Origin of the sequence: Massilia aurea (genome assembly GCF_040790145.1) — a bacterium.
Taxonomy (GTDB): Bacteria; Pseudomonadota; Gammaproteobacteria; order Burkholderiales; family Burkholderiaceae_D; genus Telluria; species Telluria aurea_C.
Genome location: NZ_JBFMMP010000009.1, coordinates 60214 through 79227 on the forward strand (window position 1 = coordinate 60214; position 19014 = coordinate 79227).

The window sequence follows — 19014 nt, forward strand, 5'->3', positions numbered from 1 at the left end:
CTTCAGAACAAAAAGTAACGCTGCGCCAGCGGCAGCACGGTGGCCGCTTCGCACACCAGCAGGCGCCCGTCGGCCCGCACTTCATAGGTTTCGGGGTCGACTTCCATATGCGGCGTGGCGCCGTTGTGGATCATGTCGCGCTTGCGCAACCCGCGCGTGCCGCGCACGGCGATCGTGGTCTTCATCAACCCCAGCTCGCGCGCGATGCCGGCGTCGAACGCGGCCTGCGACACAAAGGTGAACGACTTGCGCAGCCCACCGCCAAAGGCGCCGAACATCGGCCGGTAATGCACCGGCTGTGGCGTCGGGATCGACGCGTTGGGGTCGCCCATCAAACTTGCCGCGATCATCCCGCCCTTGACCACCATCGACGGCTTCACGCCAAAAAACGCCGGGCGCCACAGCACGATGTCGGCGATCTTGCCCACTTCGAGCGAGCCGACGACATGCGCAATGCCGTGCGTAATGGCCGGGTTGATCGTGTACTTGGCGATGTAGCGTTTCACGCGCGCGTTGTCGTTGCGGCCCGTATCACCTTCGAGCGCGCCGCGCTGCACCTTCATCTTGTGCGCCGTCTGCCAGGTGCGCATGATGGTCTCGCCCACGCGGCCCATGGCCTGCGAATCGGACGACATCATCGAAATCGCGCCCAGGTCATGCAGGATGTCTTCGGCGGCGATGGTCTCGCGCCGGATGCGCGACTCGGCAAACGCCACGTCTTCGGCAATCGCCGGGTCGAGGTGGTGACAGACCATCAGCATATCGAGGTGCTCATCGAGCGTGTTGACGGTGAACGGGCGCGTGGGATTGGTCGACGACGGCAGCACATTGTCGTGCCCCACCGCCGCGATGATGTCCGGCGCATGCCCGCCGCCCGCGCCCTCGGTATGGAAGGTGTGGATCGTGCGGTCCTTGAAGGCCGCCACGGTCGACTCGAGAAAGCCAGCCTCGTTGAGCGTGTCGGAGTGCAGCGCCACCTGCACGTCCATCCGTTCGGCCACCGACAGGCAGTTGTCGATGGCGGCCGGCGTGCTGCCCCAGTCCTCGTGCAGTTTCAGGCCCACGGCGCCGGCGGCGATCTGCTCTTCCAGCGGGCCGGGCTGGCTGACATTGCCCTTGCCGAAAAAGCCCAGGTTCATCGCGAACGCGTCGGCCGCCTGCAACATCGAGGCAATGTGCCAGGCGCCCGGCGTGCAGGTCGTGGCGGCGGTGCCGACGGCCGGCCCGGTGCCGCCGCCCAGCATTGTCGTGATGCCCGAGTACAGCGCCTCGTCGATCTGCTGCGGGCAGATGAAGTGGATGTGCGTGTCGACGCCGCCGGCCGTGACGATCATGCCCTCGCCAGCGATGATCTCGGTGGCCCCGCCGATGGCCATCGTCACATCGGGCTGGATATCCGGGTTGCCGGCCTTGCCGATGGCGGCGATCAGGCCATCCTTGATGCCGATGTCGGCCTTGACGATACCCCAGTGGTCGACGATGACGGCGTTGGTGATGACGGTGTCCATCACGCCCTCGCGCAGGCGCTGCGACTGGCCCATGCCGTCACGGATCACTTTGCCGCCGCCGAATTTGACTTCTTCGCCGTAGGTCGCGAAGTCGCGCTCGATCTCGATCACGAGCTCGGTGTCGGCCAGGCGAATCCGGTCGCCCGTGGTCGGGCCATACATGTCGGCATAGGCCTGGCGGCTGAGCGTGACCATCATGCTTCTCCCGAGGACGAAACGGGCAAAGCGCCCGACACGCGCCCCTGGAAGCCATGCACGATACGGTCCCCTGCCAGGTCGACCAGCTCCACGGTGCGGCGCTGGCCCGGCTCGAAACGTACCGCCGTGCCGGCCGCGATGTTCAGCCGCATGCCGAGCGTGCTTTCGCGCTCGAACTGCAGCGCGGGATTGACCTCATAAAAATGATAATGCGAGCCGACCTGCACCGGCCGGTCGCCGGCATTGGCCACGATCACGGTCGCCGTGCGCCGGCCAACGTTGATGGCGATGTCGCCGTCTTCGAGAAAGTATTCGCCTGGGATCATGGGGTTCTCCGGCTAGGGAATCGGATGGTGGACCGTCACGAGCTTGGTCCCATCGGGGAACGTGGCCTCGACCTGGATATCGGGGATCATCTCGGGCACGCCCTCCATCACATCGCCGCGCGCGAGGATCGTCGTGCCTTCGCTCATCAGTTCGGCCACGCTGCGGCCATCGCGCGCGCCTTCCATGATGGCCGCCGTGATCAGGGCCACCGCCTCGGGGTAGTTCAGTCTGAGGCCGCGCGCGCGCCGGCGTTCGGCCAGCAGCGCGGCGGTGAAAATCAACAGCTTGTCTTTTTCGCGGGGAGTCAGGTCCATGGAATCGGGTCCGTTCTAGGTGAGCCAGATGCGCGGCGGGCACGCCGGCCGGTCGAGCAGATGGGGGCGCAGCAGTTGCCACACGCGCGCCATGACCGCGCGCGCGGCTTCGCCGTCGTCGCCGAGAAAGCGCGCCACGAACACCGACTTCACCTGGCTCAGCGCCAGGTGCGGGTCGATCTCGCGCACGCTGGCCTGCAGCGCGCCTGGCACCGGCCGGCCGACGGCGATGAAGGTGGCGCAGACCGAGTGGCCGTTCATGCCAAGAGGGCTGGCGATGCCAGCAGGCGTCAGGATGCCCTGCTCCCACCACAGCAGCCTGCCGTCCTGGCGAATGCGCGTGCGCTGCCGTACCCGCCCTTTGGCAAACGCTTCGCCTGCGGCCACGCGGCCGAAGCACAGCACTTCGCTGCCGATATAGATGCTGCCGGCGGCCAGGTCGACATCGTGTTCGAGGTCGACGCTGGCGGCGTCATAGAAAATGGTTTCTTGCGGCAGCCATTCGATGGCGGCGCCGGCGGCGATGCGCAGCCGCACCGCCTGGTGCGACACGCGGCCGTTGGCACGGTACCACTTGGCCGCGCCGGGGCTGGTGGCCAGCACGGTGCAGTGGGGCCCGGCGTCGATGTCGATCTCGAGCTGGTCGCCACCGACCACACCACCGGGCGGATGCACGACGATCACGTGGCAGGCGCCCGGGCCTTCCGGATACAGCGCCTTCTGCACGCGCAGCGGGCCGCGATGCGTGCGGCGCACGAGGCGCGTGGTGTCACCATCGCGCACGAAGCCCAGCGCCAGGCTGGCTTGCCAGGCGGGGAAGACGTCGGAAGGTTGGGTTGGACCGCAATCGCGCATGCTTAGTGAAATAGCACGATGCGTGCCAGCATCCAGCGATGGTTTCGCGGGTAAATCACGGTGCGGCTGCACCACAACGGTGCGCCCGCACCCAAACGCTTCAGGACATCGCCAGCTCGATGCAGTTGCGGCCGGCCCGCTTGGCGCGCGCCAATGCAGCGTGGGTACGCACGGCCATCGAGTCGCCGCTCTCGCCCTCGCCCAGCTGCGCCACGCCGAGGCTGATCGTGACGTGATCGCAACCGGGAATTTCCACCTGCTCGATCGCCGAACGCAGCTTCTCGGCCATTTTGAGCGCGTCGATGGCGCTCGTGTGCGAGGCGATGACCTGGAATTCTTCGCCGCCCGAACGCACCAGCACATCGCTCGAGCGCAGCATGGTGCGCGCCGTGTCGGCCACCGTGCGCAGCACCAGGTCGCCCACCGGGTGGCCGAAGGTATCGTTGATGTGGCTGAAGCGGTCGATGTCGAACGCGATCAGCGCCAGCGGCAGCCGGTAGCGGCGCGCACGCTTGATCTCTTGCTCGAGCAGGCTTTCGCCATGGCGCCGGTTGGCCAGGCCGGTCAGCGCATCGGTCGTGGCCAGGTGCGTCACGCGCGCCAGCAGCGCCTCGTTCTCGCGGGTGACCTCGGCCATGCGCAGGCCGTACGCGGCCAGTCCGGCCAGATCGTCAAGCGCCTGCAACTGCGCCGGCGAGAACACGCGCGCGTCGCCGAACAGCAGGCACAGGGAGCCGAGCGGCCCGCCCGGCCCCGGCCCCGGGATCGGCAATCCGACCACCATGCGCGCGCCAAACGATTCGAGGCGGGCGGCCAGTTCAGGCTCGCCCGCCTTGCCCGGCGCATCGAGCAGCGCGAATTCGCCGGTCGTCGCCGCCAGCAGGCCGGGGAATGCGTGGCGCAGCGGCGACTGCAGCAGCCGTCCATCGTGCGGGAGCAATGCCATCAGGTGCAGGCCGGCCACGCCCTGCTCGGCTTCGAGATGCAGGTCGCCGTCGCGATGCTGGAACAGGGCCGCATGCACGACGCCCGGCCAGCCGGCCAGCGCAGCGCACAGGTGTTCGGCAAAGCGCACGCTGTCGTCAGCGTCTGCCAGCGCCTGCTGGCAGGCGGTACGCACCGCCAGCAAGGTGCGCAGTTCGGCTTCGACCGGCGTCGGTGCGCCTGACGTCACGCATGGCGTCGTGGCAGTGAAGCCGGCACGCATGCGCGCAGCGAGCAAGGACCGGGTTTGCTGCGCGCGCAGCGGGCCGATGGCGTAGTCGAGCGGGCCGAAGGCCATCAGGGCCGGCAGCCAGCGCGCATTCGTGAAGGGACACAGCACCAGTACCGGCGCGCCCTGGCGCTCGGCGACCAGTGCGCCCAGCGCGGCCAGGTCGATGCCCGGATCGCAGCGCTCGAGATCCAGCACGAGCAGGTCGGCCGGTTCGCGCGCCAGCAGATTGCGCGCCTGCTCGGCGCCGGCGGCCACGCGCAGGTTGGCGAACATGCCGTCGCAGCCGTGCTGGAAATCGGCGCGGCGCTGGCCGACGGGATTGACGAAGACGCAGGTAAAGTGGTCGCGCGCGCCGTCTTCTTGATGCATTCGAATTCTCCAGATAGTAATCCAGCCGCGCCCTGCCGGCACGGCTGCAAGGCGAGTTTGCCACAAGCGACGGCCCAAGGGATAGCAATTGTCGTCCCAGTGTGTGGGAGCGCACCGTCGCGGCGCAGCGCTCGCCGAATACTTGTGGAGACAATCCAGACTCACGGGAGAACAACGATGACACAGCAAGACGACGTGGTAGCCAGGCAGCGCGCAATCCAGCAAGAGCAGGATGTACGTGACGCCGGCAAAAAAGAGACCGAAAGTAAGGACGCCGTCCAGACCGGCGTCGACCAGCCCGCGCCACCGATGCCGGCGCAGCACCTGGCCAAGCCGGGACTCGAAGCCGATATGGACCTCAAGCCCAAATTCATGGCCGAGGGTTACAAGGGCAGCGGCAAGCTCGAAGGCATGGCAGCCATCGTCACCGGCGCCGACTCGGGCATCGGGCGCGCGGTGGCGGTGCTGTTCGCGCGCGAAGGCGCCGACGTGGCCGTGATGTACCTGAACGAAGACGTCGATGCGGCCGAGACCAAGCGCTGCATCGAAGCCGAAGGCCGCCGCTGCATCACGATCGCCGGCGACGTCAAGGACCCGGCGTTCTGCAACGAAGCCGTGCAGCAAGCGGTCAGCACATTCGGGCGCCTGGACATCCTGGTCAACAATGCCGCGTTCCAGGAACACGCCGACTCCATCCTCGACCTGACCGAAGCGCGTTTTGAAGAGACCTTCCGCACCAATATCTTCGGTTACTTCCACATGGCCAAGGCGGTCGTCCCGCATCTCAAGCGCGGCGCGGCCATCATCAATACCGGCTCGGTCACCGGCCTGAAAGGGTCGGCCAAGCTGCTCGACTATTCGTCGACCAAGGGCGCGATCCACGCGTTCACGATGTCGCTGGCGGGCAGCCTTCTCGAGCAGGGCATCCGTGTCAATGCGGTGGCGCCGGGCCCGGTCTGGACACCGCTCAACCCGGCCGACAAGGGCCCGGACGACATCCAGGAATTCGGGGCCAGCACCAGCTACAAACGCGCGGCCCAACCTGAAGAACTCTCGCCGGCCTATGTCTTCCTGGCCTCGCCCGTCTGCTCGGGCTACATCACCGGCATCGTATTGCCGGTGACGGGCGTGGTCGGCGAATAATCATCTACTGGAACAAGGAGCCGGCAATGGCACGCAGCATGTGGAAGGGCGCGATCAGTTTCGGACTGGTCCACATTCCGGTCGATATGTACACCGCGGTCGAGAGCAAGGGGCTCGACCTGACGATGCTCGACCGGCGCGACTTTTCGCCGGTCGGGTTCAAGCGCTACAACAAGGGCAATGGCAAAGAGGTCGTGTGGGACGACATCGTCAAGGGCTATGAGTACGAGGACGGCGAATACGTCGTGCTGTCGGACGAAGACCTGCGCCGCGCCAATCCGGAAGCCACGCAAACGATTGACATCCAGGCCTTTGTCGATGCCGAAGACGTCCCGCTGATCTACTACGACCAGCCCTACTACCTCGCACCCGGCAAGGGCGGCGCGAAAGTCTACGCGTTGCTGCGCGAGACGTTGCGCGAAGCGGGCAAGATCGGCATCGCGCGCGTGGTCATCCGCGTCAAGCAGCACCTGGCGGCGCTGATCTGCGTCGGCGACACGATCGTGCTCAACACCTTGCGCTACCCGGACGAGATGCGCGACGCGGGCGAACTCAAGATCCCGTCGCCCGATTCCAGGACAGCCGCCGTCACCGTCAAGGAGCTCAAGATGGCGATGGCGCTGGTTGAAGGCATGAGCGAAGACTGGGCGCCGCAGCAGTACCACGATACCTACCGCGAAGACGTGCTGGCCCTGGTGAAGAAAAAGGTCAAGGCCAGGCAGACCAAGACGATCACGCAGCCCGAACCGGAAAAAGAAAAGCGCACCACTGGCAAGGTCATCGACCTGGTCGCACTGCTGCAGGCCAGCCTTGGCAAGAAGCCGGCCAAGGCGGCACTGGCGGCGCTTGATGACGACGATGACGACGACGATCCGCCACCGCGCAAGTCGCGCAAGCCGGCCGAGAACGAAGATGACGACGATGATGCGCCCGCACCACGTGCGCGCAAGGCGCCGGCCAGGTCCACTAGCCGCGTAAGCGCAACGAAAGCAGCGGCCAAGCCAGCGGCAAATAAGGCGGCAAATAAGGCGGCCAGGCCGGCGGCAAAGAAAGCCGTCGCCAAGGCGCCCGCACGCAAGAAGGCGGCGTGAGGATGGATGGATTCATTGACTTCCTCCAGTGGCCGGCGATGGCCGTGAGTCTCATCGCCGCTTACCTCATCGGTTCCAAGCGCGCCGAGCGCCGTATCCTGGGATTCTGGACATTCATTTTCAGCAATCTGCTATGGATCGTCTGGGGCTGGCACGATGAAGCCTGGGCGCTCATCACGCTGCAACTGGCGCTGATGGCCATGAATATCCGGGGCATCTTCAAGAACGAAGCATGAGTCGACCCGGCTGTATTGTAAAAAACTATCAAATTAATTAGATCAATTATGTTTATCTTTTAGATATTGCTGAGTAGAATCGCCTCATTGATAGTTTTTCGCAATGAGGAGAGCACCATGCTTGAACCCCGCATCACCACCGCTTCCGGCATCCCGGTCGCCGACAACCAGAATTCGCTGAGCGCCGGCCCGCGCGGCCCGCTGCTGCTGCAAGACTTTCACCTGATCGAAAAGCTCCAGCACTTCAACCGCGAACGCATTCCCGAGCGCGTCGTCCACGCCAAGGGTTCCGGCGCGTATGGCACGTTCACCGTTACCCACGACATCACGGGTCTCACCACCGCCAAGCTGTTTTCCAGCGTGGGCAAGGAAACGCCGGTGTTCCTGCGCTTCTCGACCGTCGGCGGTGAAAAAGGCAGCGCCGACACCGAACGCGATCCGCGCGGTTTCGCCCTGCGCTTCTATACCGAAGAAGGCAACTGGGACCTGGTCGGCAATAACACGCCGGTGTTCTTCATCAAGGATCCGATCAACTTTCCCGACTTCATCCACACCCAGAAGCGCGACCCGCAGACCAACCTGAAGTCGGCCAACATGATGTTCGACTTCTGGAGCCATGCGCCGGAAAGCCTGCACCAGGTGACGATCCTGTTCTCGGAGCGCGGCACGCCGGACGGCTACCGCCACATGCACGGCTTCGGCAGCCACACCTACAGCCTGATCGACGCGGATGGCGGCCGGGTCTACGTGAAATGGCATATCAAGACGCGCCAGGGCGTCAAGAACCTGCCGGCAGCCGAGGCAGCGCGCATCGCCGGCGTCGATCCCGATTACGCCCAGCGCGATCTGTTTGGCGCGATCGCCGCCGGCGACTTCCCGCAGTGGGACGTCAAGGTACAGGTGGCGCGCGAAGAAGCATTGCGCCAGTGGAGCGAGCGTACCGGCTGGAATCCGTTCGATCTGACCAAGGTCTGGCCGCATGGCGACTTCCCGCTGCAGCCGGTGGGCTTGCTGGAACTGAATCGCAATCCGGTGAACTACCATGCCGAAGTCGAGCAGGCGGCGTTCTCGCCGGCCAATGTGGTGCCGGGCCTGGGCTACTCGCCGGACAAGATGCTGCAGGGCCGCCTGTTCGGCTACCACGATGCGGCGCTGTACCGCGTCGGCACCAACCACCAGCAGCTGCCGGTGAACGCGCCGCGCTGCCCGGTGCACAACGGCCAGCGCGACGGCGTGATGGCCACCACCAACGGCGGATCGCAGCGCAACTATGCACGCCTGAACGCGGTCGGCGCCGGCGCCACCGGCATGGGCCATGGTGAACGCGAACTGGCGTTGACGGGCGACGCGGGGCGCTTCGATTTCCGCGGCCAGGAAGACGACTTCACGCAGGCCGGCAATCTGTTCCGCCTGATGACGCCATCGGAGCGCCAGAGCTTGTGCGACAACCTGGCCGGGCCGCTCTCGCAAGTGGATGCCGATATCCTGGCGCGCCAGTTGGGGCACTTCGACAAGGCCGATCCCGAGTACGGCCGTGGCGTGCGGGCCGCGCTGAAGGCGGCTGGCCGCAACGTAGGGTTGGCGGCTATGCCGCCGACGCGTTCAGACAACGCGTGAGCGACCTGACACTGGCCGCTTGAACGCGTCGGCAGCGAAGCGGCCAACCCTACGGCACGAATCCAAGCTGCTTCATCGCCTTGGTCAGTGTCTTCGCCGCCGTGGCATATCCCTGCCACGGCGTGTTGCCTTCATCGAGCCGGTCATGCACATTGGTGATGTTCCACTGGTCGCTCGAGGTGAGCGCATCCAGTTCATCCCAGCGCAGCGGCACTGAAATCCCCAGCCCCGGGCGCGAGCGCGCCGACCACGCGGCCACCGTCGTCGCACCCTGCCCGTTGCGCAGGTAGTCGATGAAGATTTTACCGATCCGGTTTTTCGGCCCGCTCTTGAAGGCGAAGCGCTCCGGCAGCGTTTGCGCCATATGGTGCACGATCGCCTGCGAGAAACTCTTTACCGTGTCCCAGCCATGGGTGCCCTTGATCGGCACCACCACGTGCAGGCCCTTGCCGCCGCTGGTTTTCAAGAATGCCGGCAAGCCCAGTTCATCGAGGAACGCGTGCATCAGTTGCGCCGCCTCCTGCATCTCTGGCCACTTGATGCCCTCGCCCGGATCGAGGTCGAACACCATGCGGTTGGGCTTCTGGTAACTGCCCTTGAACGCGTTCTGGGTATGGATCTCCAGTACGTTCCACTGCGCCGACGACAGGATGCCCAGCGGCGTGGCCACTTCGAGCATCGACGGATGTTCCGGGTCGAGTTGCTGGTCTAGATCGCGCAGGCCCGGCATCTTGCGCACGTCGACGTGTTTCTGGAAAAACAGCTCGCCACCCACGCCTTCGGGTGCGCGCACGAGCGAGACCGGCCGGCCCTTGAGGTGTTCCATCATCAGCTCGCCCACCAGCGCGTAATAGCGGATCAGCGCCAGCTTGGTGGCGCCTGTGTCCTGGTCGATCACGCGCTCGCCGTTGGTGATCTTGAGCGACGCAGGCAGCTTGCCTTGCGCGGCGACCGGCTCTTCAATGTCTTTCTGTTCCACGAGGTCCGCCACATCATGCTGCTGCTCGCGGGTGATGTTCTTCGCCGGCTTGTCCTCGCGCAGCCCCTGGAACACCGGATGGCGCACGGCGCCGCCGCTCGTCCACTCCGAAAAACTCACCTCGGCCACCAGCACGGGCTTGACCCAGTGATGCGCCCTCCCCGGCACCGCACGCGGCGGGAACGGGCTGGTGTCGGTGCGCAGCTTGTCGAGTTGGGTGGCAATGCTGGTGAGCGTCGCGTGGTTGAAGCCCGAGCCGACATTGCCGGCGTAGCGCAGCACGCCAGCGGCGTCATGGACGCCAAGGAGCAACGCGCCGATGCCGGTGCGCGCGCCTTTCGGGTCGGTGAAGCCGCCGATGACGAACTCCTGGCGCCGCCCGCATTTGAGCTTGATCCAGTCGGGCGAGCGGCGCGAGACGTAGCGCGCGTCGCGCCGCTTGCCGATCACGCCTTCCAGCCCGATCTTGCAGGCGGCGACGATCAACTCGTCGGGCTTCGCGCCGAATTCGGCCGAGAAGCGCACCTTGTCCGACTTCGCTTTCTTGAGCACCTGTTCAAGCACCGTGCGGCGCTCGACCACCGGCAGCTCGCGCAGGTCGTGGCCGTCGAAGTACGGAATATCGAACAAAAAGTAATCGATGTCGACGGCGCCGTCGCCCTCGAACGCCGCCTGCAGCAGGCCGAAATCAGGCTTGCCGCCGTCGTCGTGCACGACGATCTCGCCGTCGTACCAGCCGTCGGGCAGCTTCATGCGCTCGAGTTCTTGTTTCAGTGGCGTGAGCTTGGCGGTCCAGTCGTTCGCGTTGCGCGTGATGAGGCGCACCGCGCCATCCTCGATGCGCGCCAGCATGCGGTAGCCGTCGAACTTGACTTCGAACAGCCAGTTCTCGGGGTCGGGCGGCGGCGCGTCGACGAGCGTGGCCAGTTCGGGGGCGAATTTCTCCGGTAGCGGCATCCTCGCGTCGTCGCTGGCGGCTTTCGTCGCTGCCGCTTTCTTGGCGGGCGCTTTCCTGGCAGAGGCTTTCTTCGCAGGCTCTGCCTTGGCCTGTTTACGCAGGGCCGCCACCTTGTGCGCGGCGCGCTTGGGCATCGGTAGCGCCTTGACACTGTCGGGCATCTCGTCGACCAGCGAGAATTCGTCGGCCGGACGCGCGTAGTCGTCTTTTTCCTTGATGAGCAGCCACGGTGGCTGCTTCTCGCCCCGGCCTTTCATTCTCACGAGCGCCCAGCGCCCGTGCATCTTGTGGCCGTGCAGCGCGAACTTGATGCTGCCTTTCGCAAAACCCTGGCGTGGGTCTTCCAGCGGCTCCCAGGTGCCCTTGTCCCAGATGATCACTTTGCCGGCGCCGTACTGCCTGGCCGGAATCGTGCCTTCGAAATCCGAGTACGAGATCGGGTGGTCCTCGACTTCCACCGCCATGCGCTTGTCGCGCGTGTCGTAGCTCGGGCCTTTTGGCACGGCCCAGCTTTTCATGGTGCCGTCCAGCTCGAGCCTGAGGTCGTAGTGAAGGCGGCTGGCCCAATGCTTCTGGATCACGAAGGTCAGCACGTCCTGCCCCGCCACGCCGCCATCGGCCGGCTCGGACGTGATCTCGAAATTACGTTTGGCTTGATAGACTTTGAGCGCGTCCGACATGGCGACCCCTTTGAAACTCGATCTGCCCAGCGTAGCCGGGCTGCGCATCCGGAACTGTACGGCACCTCACGCTGACCACGGCTGCTATGATAATTGTAAGGGCATGTAAGACGGGTCAACGCGCGCGAGGCGCGGCCCGTTGATCGCCTGCTCTACAACAGGTTTCGTACCCAACCGCGAAAGGACACCATGCAGCGTATCGTTTTTCTCGACCGTGACAGCCTGCGCGCCAATCTCCGCGTACCCGCCTTCGACCATGCGTGGCACGACCATGCCGCCACCGCCGCCAACGACGTCGTGGCGCGGCTGGCCGGGGCCACGGTCGCCATCACCAACAAAGTGCCGTTGCGGGCCGAGACCATCGCCCGCCTGCCCGACCTGAAAATGGTCGCCATCGCCGCTACCGGCACTGACAACGTCGACCTGGCGGCCTGTCGCGAGCGCGGCATCGTGGTGTCGAACATCCGCGATTATTCGCTGGTGTCGGTGCCCGAACACTGCTTTACCCTGATCCTTGCGCTGCGCCGCAACCTGCGCGCCTACGCCGCCGACGTTGAAGTAGGCAAGTGGGAAACCTCGAGCCGCTTCTGCCTGCTCGACCACCCGATCGGCGACCTGGCCGGCACGCGCCTGGGCATCGTCGGCTACGGCGCGCTGGGCCGGCAAGTGGCCGGCATCGCGCGCGCGTTCGGCATGGAAGTCGTCGCCACCTCGCGCTCGCCCATCGCCGATGCGAACGTCGCGCAACTGCCTCTGGACGAATTGCTGGCCACTTCCCAGGTCGTGAGCCTGCACCTGCCGCTCACCGATCGCACGCGCCACATGATCGGCGCGCGCGAACTCGGGCTGATGCAGCCAGGCGCGCTGTTGATCAATACCGCGCGCGGTGGCCTGGTCGACGAGGCCGCGCTGGCCAACGTGCTGATGGAAGGCCGGATCGCCGCCGGCTTCGACGTGCTGAGCGAAGAGCCGCCCGGCTCCAGCAATCCGCTGTTGCGCCTGCGCCTCCCGCATTTTTTGCTCACGCCGCACATCGCCTGGGCCAGCTTTGGCGCGATGCAGACGCTGGCCGACATGCTGGTCGATAATATCGAAGCCTGGCACGCTGGCACGCCGACCAACGTGGTCTAGACCACCAGTGCAGCGGGCGCCCCGAGCGGCAGTTCGATCAAAAAGGCGGTGCCGGCGTCCGGCAAGCTCACCACGCGGATGGTCCCGCCCATCAGCGTGGTGACGATGTTGTAGACGATATTCAGTCCCAGCCCGGTGCCGCCCTGCCCCATGCGCGTCGTGAAGAACGGATCGAAGATGCGACCCAGGTGGGCCGCATCGATGCCGCGGCCGTCGTCGCGGAACGTGATCACCACGCGACCGTCCGCTTCCAGCGCGACGAGCGTCATGGCGCCGCCCGGCCCGTCGAACGCATGCAGCATCGCATTGTTGACGAAGTTGATGATCACCTGGCCGAGCGGACCGGGGAAGCTGTCCATCACGATCCCGGCCGGCACGTCGATGTCCAGCCGGTGCCCGGCCAGGCGCACCGTGTTCATCAGGGTCGCGCCGATTTCATGACAGGCCTGTGCCAGGTCGAAGCGGCGCCGCTGCGCACTGGCCTGGTCGACCGACACCTGGCGGAAGCTGCTGACCAGTTCGGCCGCATTGTGCAGGCTGCGCTCGATCAGCTGCGACGCGTCGCGCGCCGCGCCCATGTACTCGGCCAGGTCCGAGCGCTTGAGCGTGGCCGCCTCGAACTGCGCCGCCACCGCATGCGTGCGTTCCTGCAGCGTGCTGGCCATCAGCAGGCTGTTGCCGATCGGCGTATTGAGTTCGTGCGCCACGCCGGCCACGAGCGAGCCCAGTGACGCCAGGCGTTCCTGCGCCGCCAGCTGCATCTGGGTTTCCTTCAGCCGCGCGTAGGCCTGGGCATTGTCCATAGCCACGCCAACGTAGGCGGCCAGCGTGCCGAGCATGTCAAGGTGAACCTGGCCATAGGCGTTCGCTTCCAGGCTTTGCACCGTCAGCGCGCCCAGCACGCGCTCGCCCGACGTCACCGGCACGCACAGCACGGAGCGCGGCAGCGGCAGCGCTGCCGTCGGCGTGGACAGCGCGACGGCGGCGGCCAGGTCCGGCGCCAAGGGCAGGCAGGCGCCCAGTTCGGCGTCGACATCGGCCAGCAGGAAGGCGCGGCCGTCGTCCATGCAGCGCGCCAGCAGGTAAGCGCCCGGATCGAACGGCAGTTCGCGCGGCGCCTCGCGGCGACCGAACACCATCGCGAACGGCAGCTCGAGCACGCCGCGTTCGTTCGGGCGCAGCGCGACGGCGAACAGCGGCGCGTCCATCAGCGCCTTCACGTGCTGGTGCAGCGTGAGCATGATCGCCTCGTGATCGAGGTTCGCGGTCAGGACGCGGCCCATGTCCGACAGCAGCGCGATGTTGCGGTGGGCGCGCTCGACCGATTCCTTCTGGCGTTCGACTTCGCGCTTGCCCCGCTCGGCCGCTTCTTTTTGCAGCAGAAGTTCGCCGGTGCGGGCGTCGACTTCGCGCGCCAGCACATTCTGGCGCGTGACGAGCGCGCCGATGCGCAGGCGATAGACCAGGTACGACAACGCCGCCGCCAGCGCCACCGCCAGCATGCGGAACCACCAGGTCTTCCAGTACGGCGGCGTGATCGTGAGCGCGAGCGTGGCCGCCTCCTGGCTCCAGACGCCATCCTTGTTGCTGGCCCGGACGCGAAACACGTAGCGGCCGGGATCAAGATTGGTGTAGGTGGCAAAGCGCCGGCCGGCGCCGGTATTGACCCAGCCGCTGTCGAAGCCCTCGAGCTGGTAGGCATACAGGTTGCCCATCGGGTCGGCGTAGTGCAGCGCCGCGAATTCGAGCGAGATCACGGTGTCCGTGTGCGACAGCGTGATTTCGCGCTGCGCCGCCAGGTTGTGGATCCCGCGCGAACGGTTCAGCACCTGCAGGTCGGTGATGGCGACCGCTGGCGGGAACGGATTGTCGCGCACGTCGGCCGGGTTGAACGACGTGACGCCGCTCACGCCGCCGAAGTGCAGCTGCCCGTCGGCGCCGCGCCAGCCGGCGCCGACGAAATAAGCGCCGTCGATCAGGCCGTCCTTTGCGGTATAGCTCTTGGTGTTGCCGGTAACCGGGTCCACGCGCGTGATGCCGCCGGTCGTGCTGACCCAGATGACACCGTCGTTGTCTTCGAGGATGGCGCCGATCGACTGGGCATCCGGGCCACCAAACGGGTAGTAGCGAAACACGGTGCGCCCGCCGGCTTGCACCATGCGATGCAGGCCGCCGGCGGTGCCGACCCACAGGTCGCCGCCCCTGGATTCGTGCAGGTAGTACACGCGGCTGTGCCGCAAACTGCCGTTGTCGCGCGGATCGTGGCGAAAGTGGGTGAACGCGCCGGTGGCGGGGTCGAAGCGCTCGAGTCCCGACTCGGTGCCGATCCACAGCACGCCGCGCCGGTCCTCGACCAGGGCAAAGCCGTAGTTGTCGCCCAGGCTCGCGGGGTTGGCCGGGTCGTTGCGCCAATGGCGCACAGTGCCGGCGTCCGGCGCCACAGCCGACAGGCCGTCGCGCGTCATCACCCACAGCGTGCCGTCGCGGCCTTCGCGCAGCGCCTGCACGAAACTGGCGCCCGGGCCCATGTCCATGCCCAGCGCTACCCGCCCCATGCGCCCGCGCCCGTCGCGCCAGGCCAGGCCGGTGGGCGTGCCGATCCACAGCTTGCCATGTGCGAGCGCCAGCGCGGTGACAACCTTGCCCGTGATTGCGTCGGTGCCGAAGCGCTGCGTCGTGCCTGACACCGGGTCGAGCAGCATCAGACCATCGCCGCTGGTGCCCAGCCACAGGCGCCCATCCGCGGCGTCGACGATGGCGCGTACCCTGGCGCGGCCCATGCCTTCGATGTCGCCGAAGCGTGCGAAGCCGCTGCTGGCAAGGTCGGCGCGGTTGATTCCGCCAAAATAGGTGCCGACCCACAGGGTGCCGGTGCGGTCGACCAGCAAGGCCGAGATCTGGTTGTCGGACAGGCTGTGCCGGTCCTGCGCGACGTGACGGTAGCCGATGAAGCGGCCGCTGGTCGGATCGAGCCACATCAGGCCATCGCTCTCCGTGCCGACCCACAGCTGGGCGCCATTGTCGTGATACAGCGTTTTGATGCGCGCGTCGCGCAAGCCGTCTGCGGCGCCAATGCGGCGGCGCTGCGGCGCGTCGTCGTCGAGGCGCCAGGCTTCGAGGCCCGCCGCGGTGCCGATCCACAGCGTCTGGCGCGGCCCCATCGACAGCGCCAGGACGTTATTGCGCTCGGTGTCGGCCGCCGGCGCCAGCGAAAAATGCTCGACCTGCCCGTGCGCCGGGTCCAGGCGATCCAGACCGGCGGCGGTGCCGATCCACAGCGCCCCGCGATGGTCGAACGCGAGCGCATTGACGCGGTTGTCGCGCAGGCTGGCGCCATTGTCCGGATCGGCCACGTAGTTGCGCTGTTGCCCCGTGTGCGGATCGAAGCGCACCACGCCGTCATTGGTGCCCAGCCACAGCGCCCCATCGGATCCAGGCGCAATCGCCACCACCGCGCGCTTCACGGTGCGCCCCTGCTGGGTCAGCGCAAAGCGCTCGAAACGCCCGGTGGCCGGATCGTGCAGCGCCAGACCGCCCTTGGTCCCGAGCCACAGGCGACCGGTCGCGTCTTCGTACGAGGCCGAGACGAAATTGTCGGGGATGCTGTGAGGATCGTTGGCGTCGTTGCGGTAGACATTGATCCGATAGCCGTCGTAGCGGTGCAGGCCGGCCTGTGTGCCGAACCAGATAAAGCCCTGGCGGTCCTGCAGGATGCTCATCACCGAGTGTTGCGACAGGCCTTCCTCGACCGACAGGCGCTCGAAGCGCAAGTTGCGCTGCCCGGCCTCGGCCGGCAAGGCCAGTGCCACGAGGGGGAGCAGGAGCAGGAGGCAGGTGAAACGAAACAGGCCGCTACAGGCGGCCCAGGTGAAACCTGGCATGGTCATCCGATCGATTTGCGCTACAGGCAATCTACCAGAGGACTTTGTTGCCGTGAAATAATTTGAGTCTTCCAGAAATAAAATGTCGCTGCTATAATGCGTGCCTCGGGCGGCTGTAGCTCAGCTGGATAGAGTACTTGGCTACGAACCAAGGGGTCGTGGGTTCGATTCCTGCCAGCCGCACCAGAAAATACGAAAGGCCAGATCGCGAGATCTGGCCTTTTTTCTTGGCGCCGTACTCGTTGGCTGTGGATGCGTACTGAACTGCTGAGCTGCTGGACTGCTGATCTGCTACGCTGTTGCATGAGCCTTTGCCAAGACGCCCACATCCCGCTATAATGCTCGCATTGGGCGGCTGTAGCTCAGCTGGATAGAGTACTTGGCTACGAACCAAGGGGTCGTGGGTTCGATTCCTGCCAGCCGCACCAAACCTTTTCAAGATAAGGGCACTTCGCAAGAAGTGCCCTTATTGCTTTTGGACTCGCGCTCGACACGATCCATGACCACCTTCCATCCCCAGCCTGATGAGCACGGCGCGCCTGTGCGCCTGGCACACCCATCGACACCGAGCTCTCCCGAGGCCTGGCACGACGCGGCCAGTATCGCCACCGCGATCCCGCTCGGCGCCCTGCCCGTGTCGCTACACGGGCTGCCATTTGCGCCATGGCTTGACACCCCGACCGCCAATGCCGACTGGCAGACCGTTCCCGGCCAGGCCGCCATCGACGAGCCGCCCTTTGTCGTGCCAATGGCGCTGACCCCGGCTGCGGGCGTCGTGGTCGTGGAAGACGATGGCCGTGTGTGGGCCGTGGCGCCGTCGAACCGCTTTGGCGGCTACGACGCCACCTTTCCCAAAGGCCGCGTCGACCCCGACATCAACCTGCAGGCCACGGCGATTCGCGAAGCATTCGAGGAATCTGGCCTGCGTGTGCAGATCGTGCAGCACCTGGTCGATTGCCGGCGCACGCTGACAATGACCCGGTACTACCTGGCGCGGCGCCTGGGCGGCAATCCGGCACTGATGGGCTGGGAAAGCCAGGCCGTGCACCTCGTGCCGGTGGCGTTGCTGGAAACGGTGTTGGGCAACCCGAACGACGCCGTGGTCATCGATGCCTTGCGACGCGCGCTGGCCGCTGAAGCGGCGGCAATGAATCCACCGAAAAAATAATCTGCTGATATCCCTTTGCCAAGAAGGGCGCACCCCGCTATAATGCGTGCCTCGGGCGGCTGTAGCTCAGCTGGATAGAGTACTTGGCTACGAACCAAGGGGTCGTGGGTTCGATTCCTGCCAGCCGCACCAACCGTTTCAAAGAGAATGGCTCAGAAGAAATTCTGAGCCATTTTTCTTTTGCATGGAGATTCTTGCGTGATTGCGTGATTGCGTGATTGGACGTGATGTCACACGCGCGCAGGCTGCCAGATACGGCAGACTTTGCCATCGGCGCACATGCTGCTATAATGCGTGCTTCGGGCGGCTGTAGCTCAGCTGGATAGAGTACTTGGCTACGAACCAAGGGGTCGTGGGTTCGATTCCTGCCAGCCGCACCAAAGTTTCAAGAGAATGGCTCAGAAGAAATTCTGAGCCATTTTTCTTTGCGTGGACGATTTATACAGGCCTGCCGGGGCAAGCGTGCCCGTCGCAAGAGCGCTTCGCCGCTTTACGTAGGACTGCGCTGACAATCGGCACCGTCTTCGCCGTAATTTTCTACTCAGCCATTGCACCCGATCACCCTCTCCTATGAAGAGCAGGTCGCGGACGATCTCGCTCAGCAATCCCTTTCCATTTGGAACAAAATTCCTGTTCCGTATCCCGAATGCGGAACTTGATGCTTTTTCATGCCACTTTGTTAGCATGAAGTTTCTCGATCGTGAAACCCCAGGCTGCATGACGCGGCTGATTCTCAGCGAGGAACAACATGAAAAAATCATTGATAGCTGCAGTAATACTGGCCGGCGCTTCGTTCGGCTCGTCCGCCGTGATGGCCCAAACCGTCATCGGCAATTCACCCCAGGCACTCGACTGGACCGACCTCAGTGCTTATTTCGGCGACGCCTTTGCCGCCGACAACGCAGGCAATACCTTTGCCGATCGCTTCACCTTTACCGTCGAAGACACGATCGGCTACAACCTCGACACCATCGTGGCGTCGATCAGCCGTAGCGCCGACGTCGGTTTGGACATCACCGGCCTGGCCCTGTACGGCACCGACGATGTCCTGATCAGCGACGGCACCTCGGTCGCCACCGGCGTCTACGACTTATGGACGCTCTCCAGCAACAACCTGGCCGCCGGCGATTATTACGTGCAGGTAAGCGGCGACCTGGTGTCTGACACGTCGGCCAGTTTCGGCGGCGCGATCATGCTGGCGCCGGTGCCGGAACCGCAAACCTGGGGCATGCTGCTCGGTGGCCTGGGTGTAGTGGGTTGGCTGACACGCCGGCGTCAGAAGCAACAGGGCTGAACGGCGGGCAGGCAAGGCAGGTAGCTAGTGCCTGCAGGGCAGGTCTTGC

The 19014-nt window shown here is 65.4% G+C and carries 14 protein-coding genes and 4 tRNA genes; 11 read left to right on the forward strand and 7 right to left on the reverse strand.

From position 1 onward, the window contains the following. Positions 1–2 precede the first annotated feature (2 nt). The 5 genes from ureC to AB2N08_RS14175 all read right to left on the reverse strand — a co-directional run bounded on the left by ureC (position 3) and on the right by AB2N08_RS14175 (position 4787). Complete coding sequence (gene ureC / locus AB2N08_RS14155; RefSeq protein ID WP_367611394.1) at positions 3–1703, reverse strand: urease subunit alpha; 1701 nt, start codon at positions 1701–1703, stop codon at positions 3–5. Next, positions 1703–2032 carry an urease subunit beta gene (locus tag AB2N08_RS14160; RefSeq protein WP_367611299.1) on the reverse strand — a complete coding sequence of 110 codons (330 nt, stop codon included), beginning with the start codon at positions 2030–2032 and terminating at the stop codon, positions 1703–1705. Before AB2N08_RS14160 ends, ureC begins: the two co-directional genes overlap by 1 nt. A 12-nt stretch (positions 2033–2044) precedes the next feature. After that, positions 2045–2347, reverse strand: coding sequence for an urease subunit gamma (locus AB2N08_RS14165; RefSeq protein ID WP_367611300.1), 303 nt, complete (start codon positions 2345–2347; stop codon positions 2045–2047). 15 nt (positions 2348–2362) lie between these two features. Next, the gene (locus tag AB2N08_RS14170; RefSeq protein ID WP_367611301.1) at positions 2363–3202 is read right to left on the reverse strand and encodes an urease accessory protein UreD; all 840 of its coding nucleotides are present in this window, start codon (positions 3200–3202) and stop codon (positions 2363–2365) included. A gap of 100 nt (positions 3203–3302) precedes the next feature. After that, entirely contained in the window at positions 3303–4787 is a 1485-nt protein-coding gene (locus AB2N08_RS14175) for a diguanylate cyclase (protein ID WP_367611302.1), read from the reverse strand. Between the two features lie 177 nt (positions 4788–4964). On the opposite strand from AB2N08_RS14175, the gene AB2N08_RS14180 reads away from it, so the two are divergent. The 4 genes from AB2N08_RS14180 to AB2N08_RS14195 all read left to right on the forward strand — a co-directional run bounded on the left by AB2N08_RS14180 (position 4965) and on the right by AB2N08_RS14195 (position 8874). Then, on the forward strand, positions 4965–5930 hold the full coding sequence (locus tag AB2N08_RS14180) for an SDR family oxidoreductase (protein ID WP_367611303.1): 966 nt from the start codon (positions 4965–4967) through the stop codon (positions 5928–5930). A gap of 26 nt (positions 5931–5956) precedes the next feature. Next, entirely contained in the window at positions 5957–7021 is a 1065-nt protein-coding gene (ku, locus tag AB2N08_RS14185) for a non-homologous end joining protein Ku (protein WP_367611304.1), read from the forward strand. Positions 7022–7023: 2 nt separating this feature from the next. Then, positions 7024–7257: a hypothetical protein gene (locus tag AB2N08_RS14190; protein WP_367611305.1), complete on the forward strand. Its 234-nt coding sequence runs from the start codon at positions 7024–7026 to the stop codon at positions 7255–7257. Positions 7258–7374: 117 nt separating this feature from the next. Continuing rightward, a complete protein-coding gene (locus AB2N08_RS14195; protein ID WP_367611306.1) occupies positions 7375–8874 on the forward strand; it encodes a catalase in 1500 nt (499 codons plus the stop codon). 49 nt (positions 8875–8923) lie between these two features. Here the strand turns inward: AB2N08_RS14195 and ligD are convergent, their stop codons facing one another. Beyond that, entirely contained in the window at positions 8924–11491 is a 2568-nt protein-coding gene (gene ligD, locus AB2N08_RS14200; RefSeq protein ID WP_367611307.1) for a DNA ligase D, read from the reverse strand. Positions 11492–11680: 189 nt separating this feature from the next. Here ligD and AB2N08_RS14205 point away from each other — a divergent pair, with 189 nt between their 5' ends. Next, the gene (locus tag AB2N08_RS14205; protein ID WP_367611308.1) at positions 11681–12622 is read left to right on the forward strand and encodes a D-2-hydroxyacid dehydrogenase; all 942 of its coding nucleotides are present in this window, start codon (positions 11681–11683) and stop codon (positions 12620–12622) included. On the opposite strand, the gene AB2N08_RS14210 is transcribed toward AB2N08_RS14205, so the two are convergent. Next, a complete protein-coding gene (locus AB2N08_RS14210) occupies positions 12619–16503 on the reverse strand; it encodes a sensor histidine kinase (RefSeq protein ID WP_367611309.1) in 3885 nt (1294 codons plus the stop codon). The two genes, AB2N08_RS14205 and AB2N08_RS14210, sit on opposite strands and share 4 nt — an antisense overlap. Before the next feature lie 109 nt (positions 16504–16612). Here AB2N08_RS14210 and AB2N08_RS14215 point away from each other — a divergent pair. The 6 genes from AB2N08_RS14215 to AB2N08_RS14240 all read left to right on the forward strand — a co-directional run bounded on the left by AB2N08_RS14215 (position 16613) and on the right by AB2N08_RS14240 (position 18965). Beyond that, positions 16613–16689, forward strand: a tRNA-Arg gene (locus tag AB2N08_RS14215). A gap of 165 nt (positions 16690–16854) precedes the next feature. Then, positions 16855–16931: transfer RNA gene (locus AB2N08_RS14220), tRNA-Arg, on the forward strand. A gap of 71 nt (positions 16932–17002) precedes the next feature. Continuing rightward, positions 17003–17671, forward strand: a complete 669-nt coding sequence (locus tag AB2N08_RS14225; RefSeq protein WP_367611310.1) for an NUDIX hydrolase — start codon at positions 17003–17005, stop codon at positions 17669–17671. A gap of 55 nt (positions 17672–17726) precedes the next feature. Continuing rightward, a tRNA-Arg gene (locus tag AB2N08_RS14230) sits at positions 17727–17803 on the forward strand. 171 nt (positions 17804–17974) lie between these two features. Beyond that, positions 17975–18051 (forward strand) — tRNA-Arg (locus tag AB2N08_RS14235). 368 nt (positions 18052–18419) lie between these two features. Further along, positions 18420–18965 carry an FxDxF family PEP-CTERM protein gene (locus tag AB2N08_RS14240; protein ID WP_367611311.1) on the forward strand — a complete coding sequence of 182 codons (546 nt, stop codon included), beginning with the start codon at positions 18420–18422 and terminating at the stop codon, positions 18963–18965. Positions 18966–19014: the final 49 nt, after the last annotated feature.

What these genes read in the sequence shown, in the direction of transcription:
- AB2N08_RS14195 (WP_367611306.1), top strand. Translation starts at nt 7,375, where the DNA reads ATGCTTGAACCCCGCATCACCACCGCTTCCGGCATCCCGGTCGCCGAC.
- AB2N08_RS14165 (WP_367611300.1), bottom strand. Translation starts at nt 2,347, where the DNA reads ATGGACCTGACTCCCCGCGAAAAAGACAAGCTGTTGATTTTCACCGCC.
- AB2N08_RS14240 (WP_367611311.1), top strand. Translation starts at nt 18,420, where the DNA reads ATGAAAAAATCATTGATAGCTGCAGTAATACTGGCCGGCGCTTCGTTC.
- ureC (WP_367611394.1), bottom strand. Translation starts at nt 1,703, where the DNA reads ATGGTCACGCTCAGCCGCCAGGCCTATGCCGACATGTATGGCCCGACC.
- ligD (WP_367611307.1), bottom strand. Translation starts at nt 11,491, where the DNA reads ATGTCGGACGCGCTCAAAGTCTATCAAGCCAAACGTAATTTCGAGATC.
- AB2N08_RS14170 (WP_367611301.1), bottom strand. Translation starts at nt 3,202, where the DNA reads ATGCGCGATTGCGGTCCAACCCAACCTTCCGACGTCTTCCCCGCCTGG.
- AB2N08_RS14190 (WP_367611305.1), top strand. Translation starts at nt 7,024, where the DNA reads ATGGATGGATTCATTGACTTCCTCCAGTGGCCGGCGATGGCCGTGAGT.
- ku (WP_367611304.1), top strand. Translation starts at nt 5,957, where the DNA reads ATGGCACGCAGCATGTGGAAGGGCGCGATCAGTTTCGGACTGGTCCAC.
- AB2N08_RS14175 (WP_367611302.1), bottom strand. Translation starts at nt 4,787, where the DNA reads ATGCATCAAGAAGACGGCGCGCGCGACCACTTTACCTGCGTCTTCGTC.
- AB2N08_RS14160 (WP_367611299.1), bottom strand. Translation starts at nt 2,032, where the DNA reads ATGATCCCAGGCGAATACTTTCTCGAAGACGGCGACATCGCCATCAAC.
- AB2N08_RS14210 (WP_367611309.1), bottom strand. Translation starts at nt 16,503, where the DNA reads ATGCCAGGTTTCACCTGGGCCGCCTGTAGCGGCCTGTTTCGTTTCACC.
- AB2N08_RS14180 (WP_367611303.1), top strand. Translation starts at nt 4,965, where the DNA reads ATGACACAGCAAGACGACGTGGTAGCCAGGCAGCGCGCAATCCAGCAA.
- AB2N08_RS14225 (WP_367611310.1), top strand. Translation starts at nt 17,003, where the DNA reads ATGACCACCTTCCATCCCCAGCCTGATGAGCACGGCGCGCCTGTGCGC.
- AB2N08_RS14205 (WP_367611308.1), top strand. Translation starts at nt 11,681, where the DNA reads ATGCAGCGTATCGTTTTTCTCGACCGTGACAGCCTGCGCGCCAATCTC.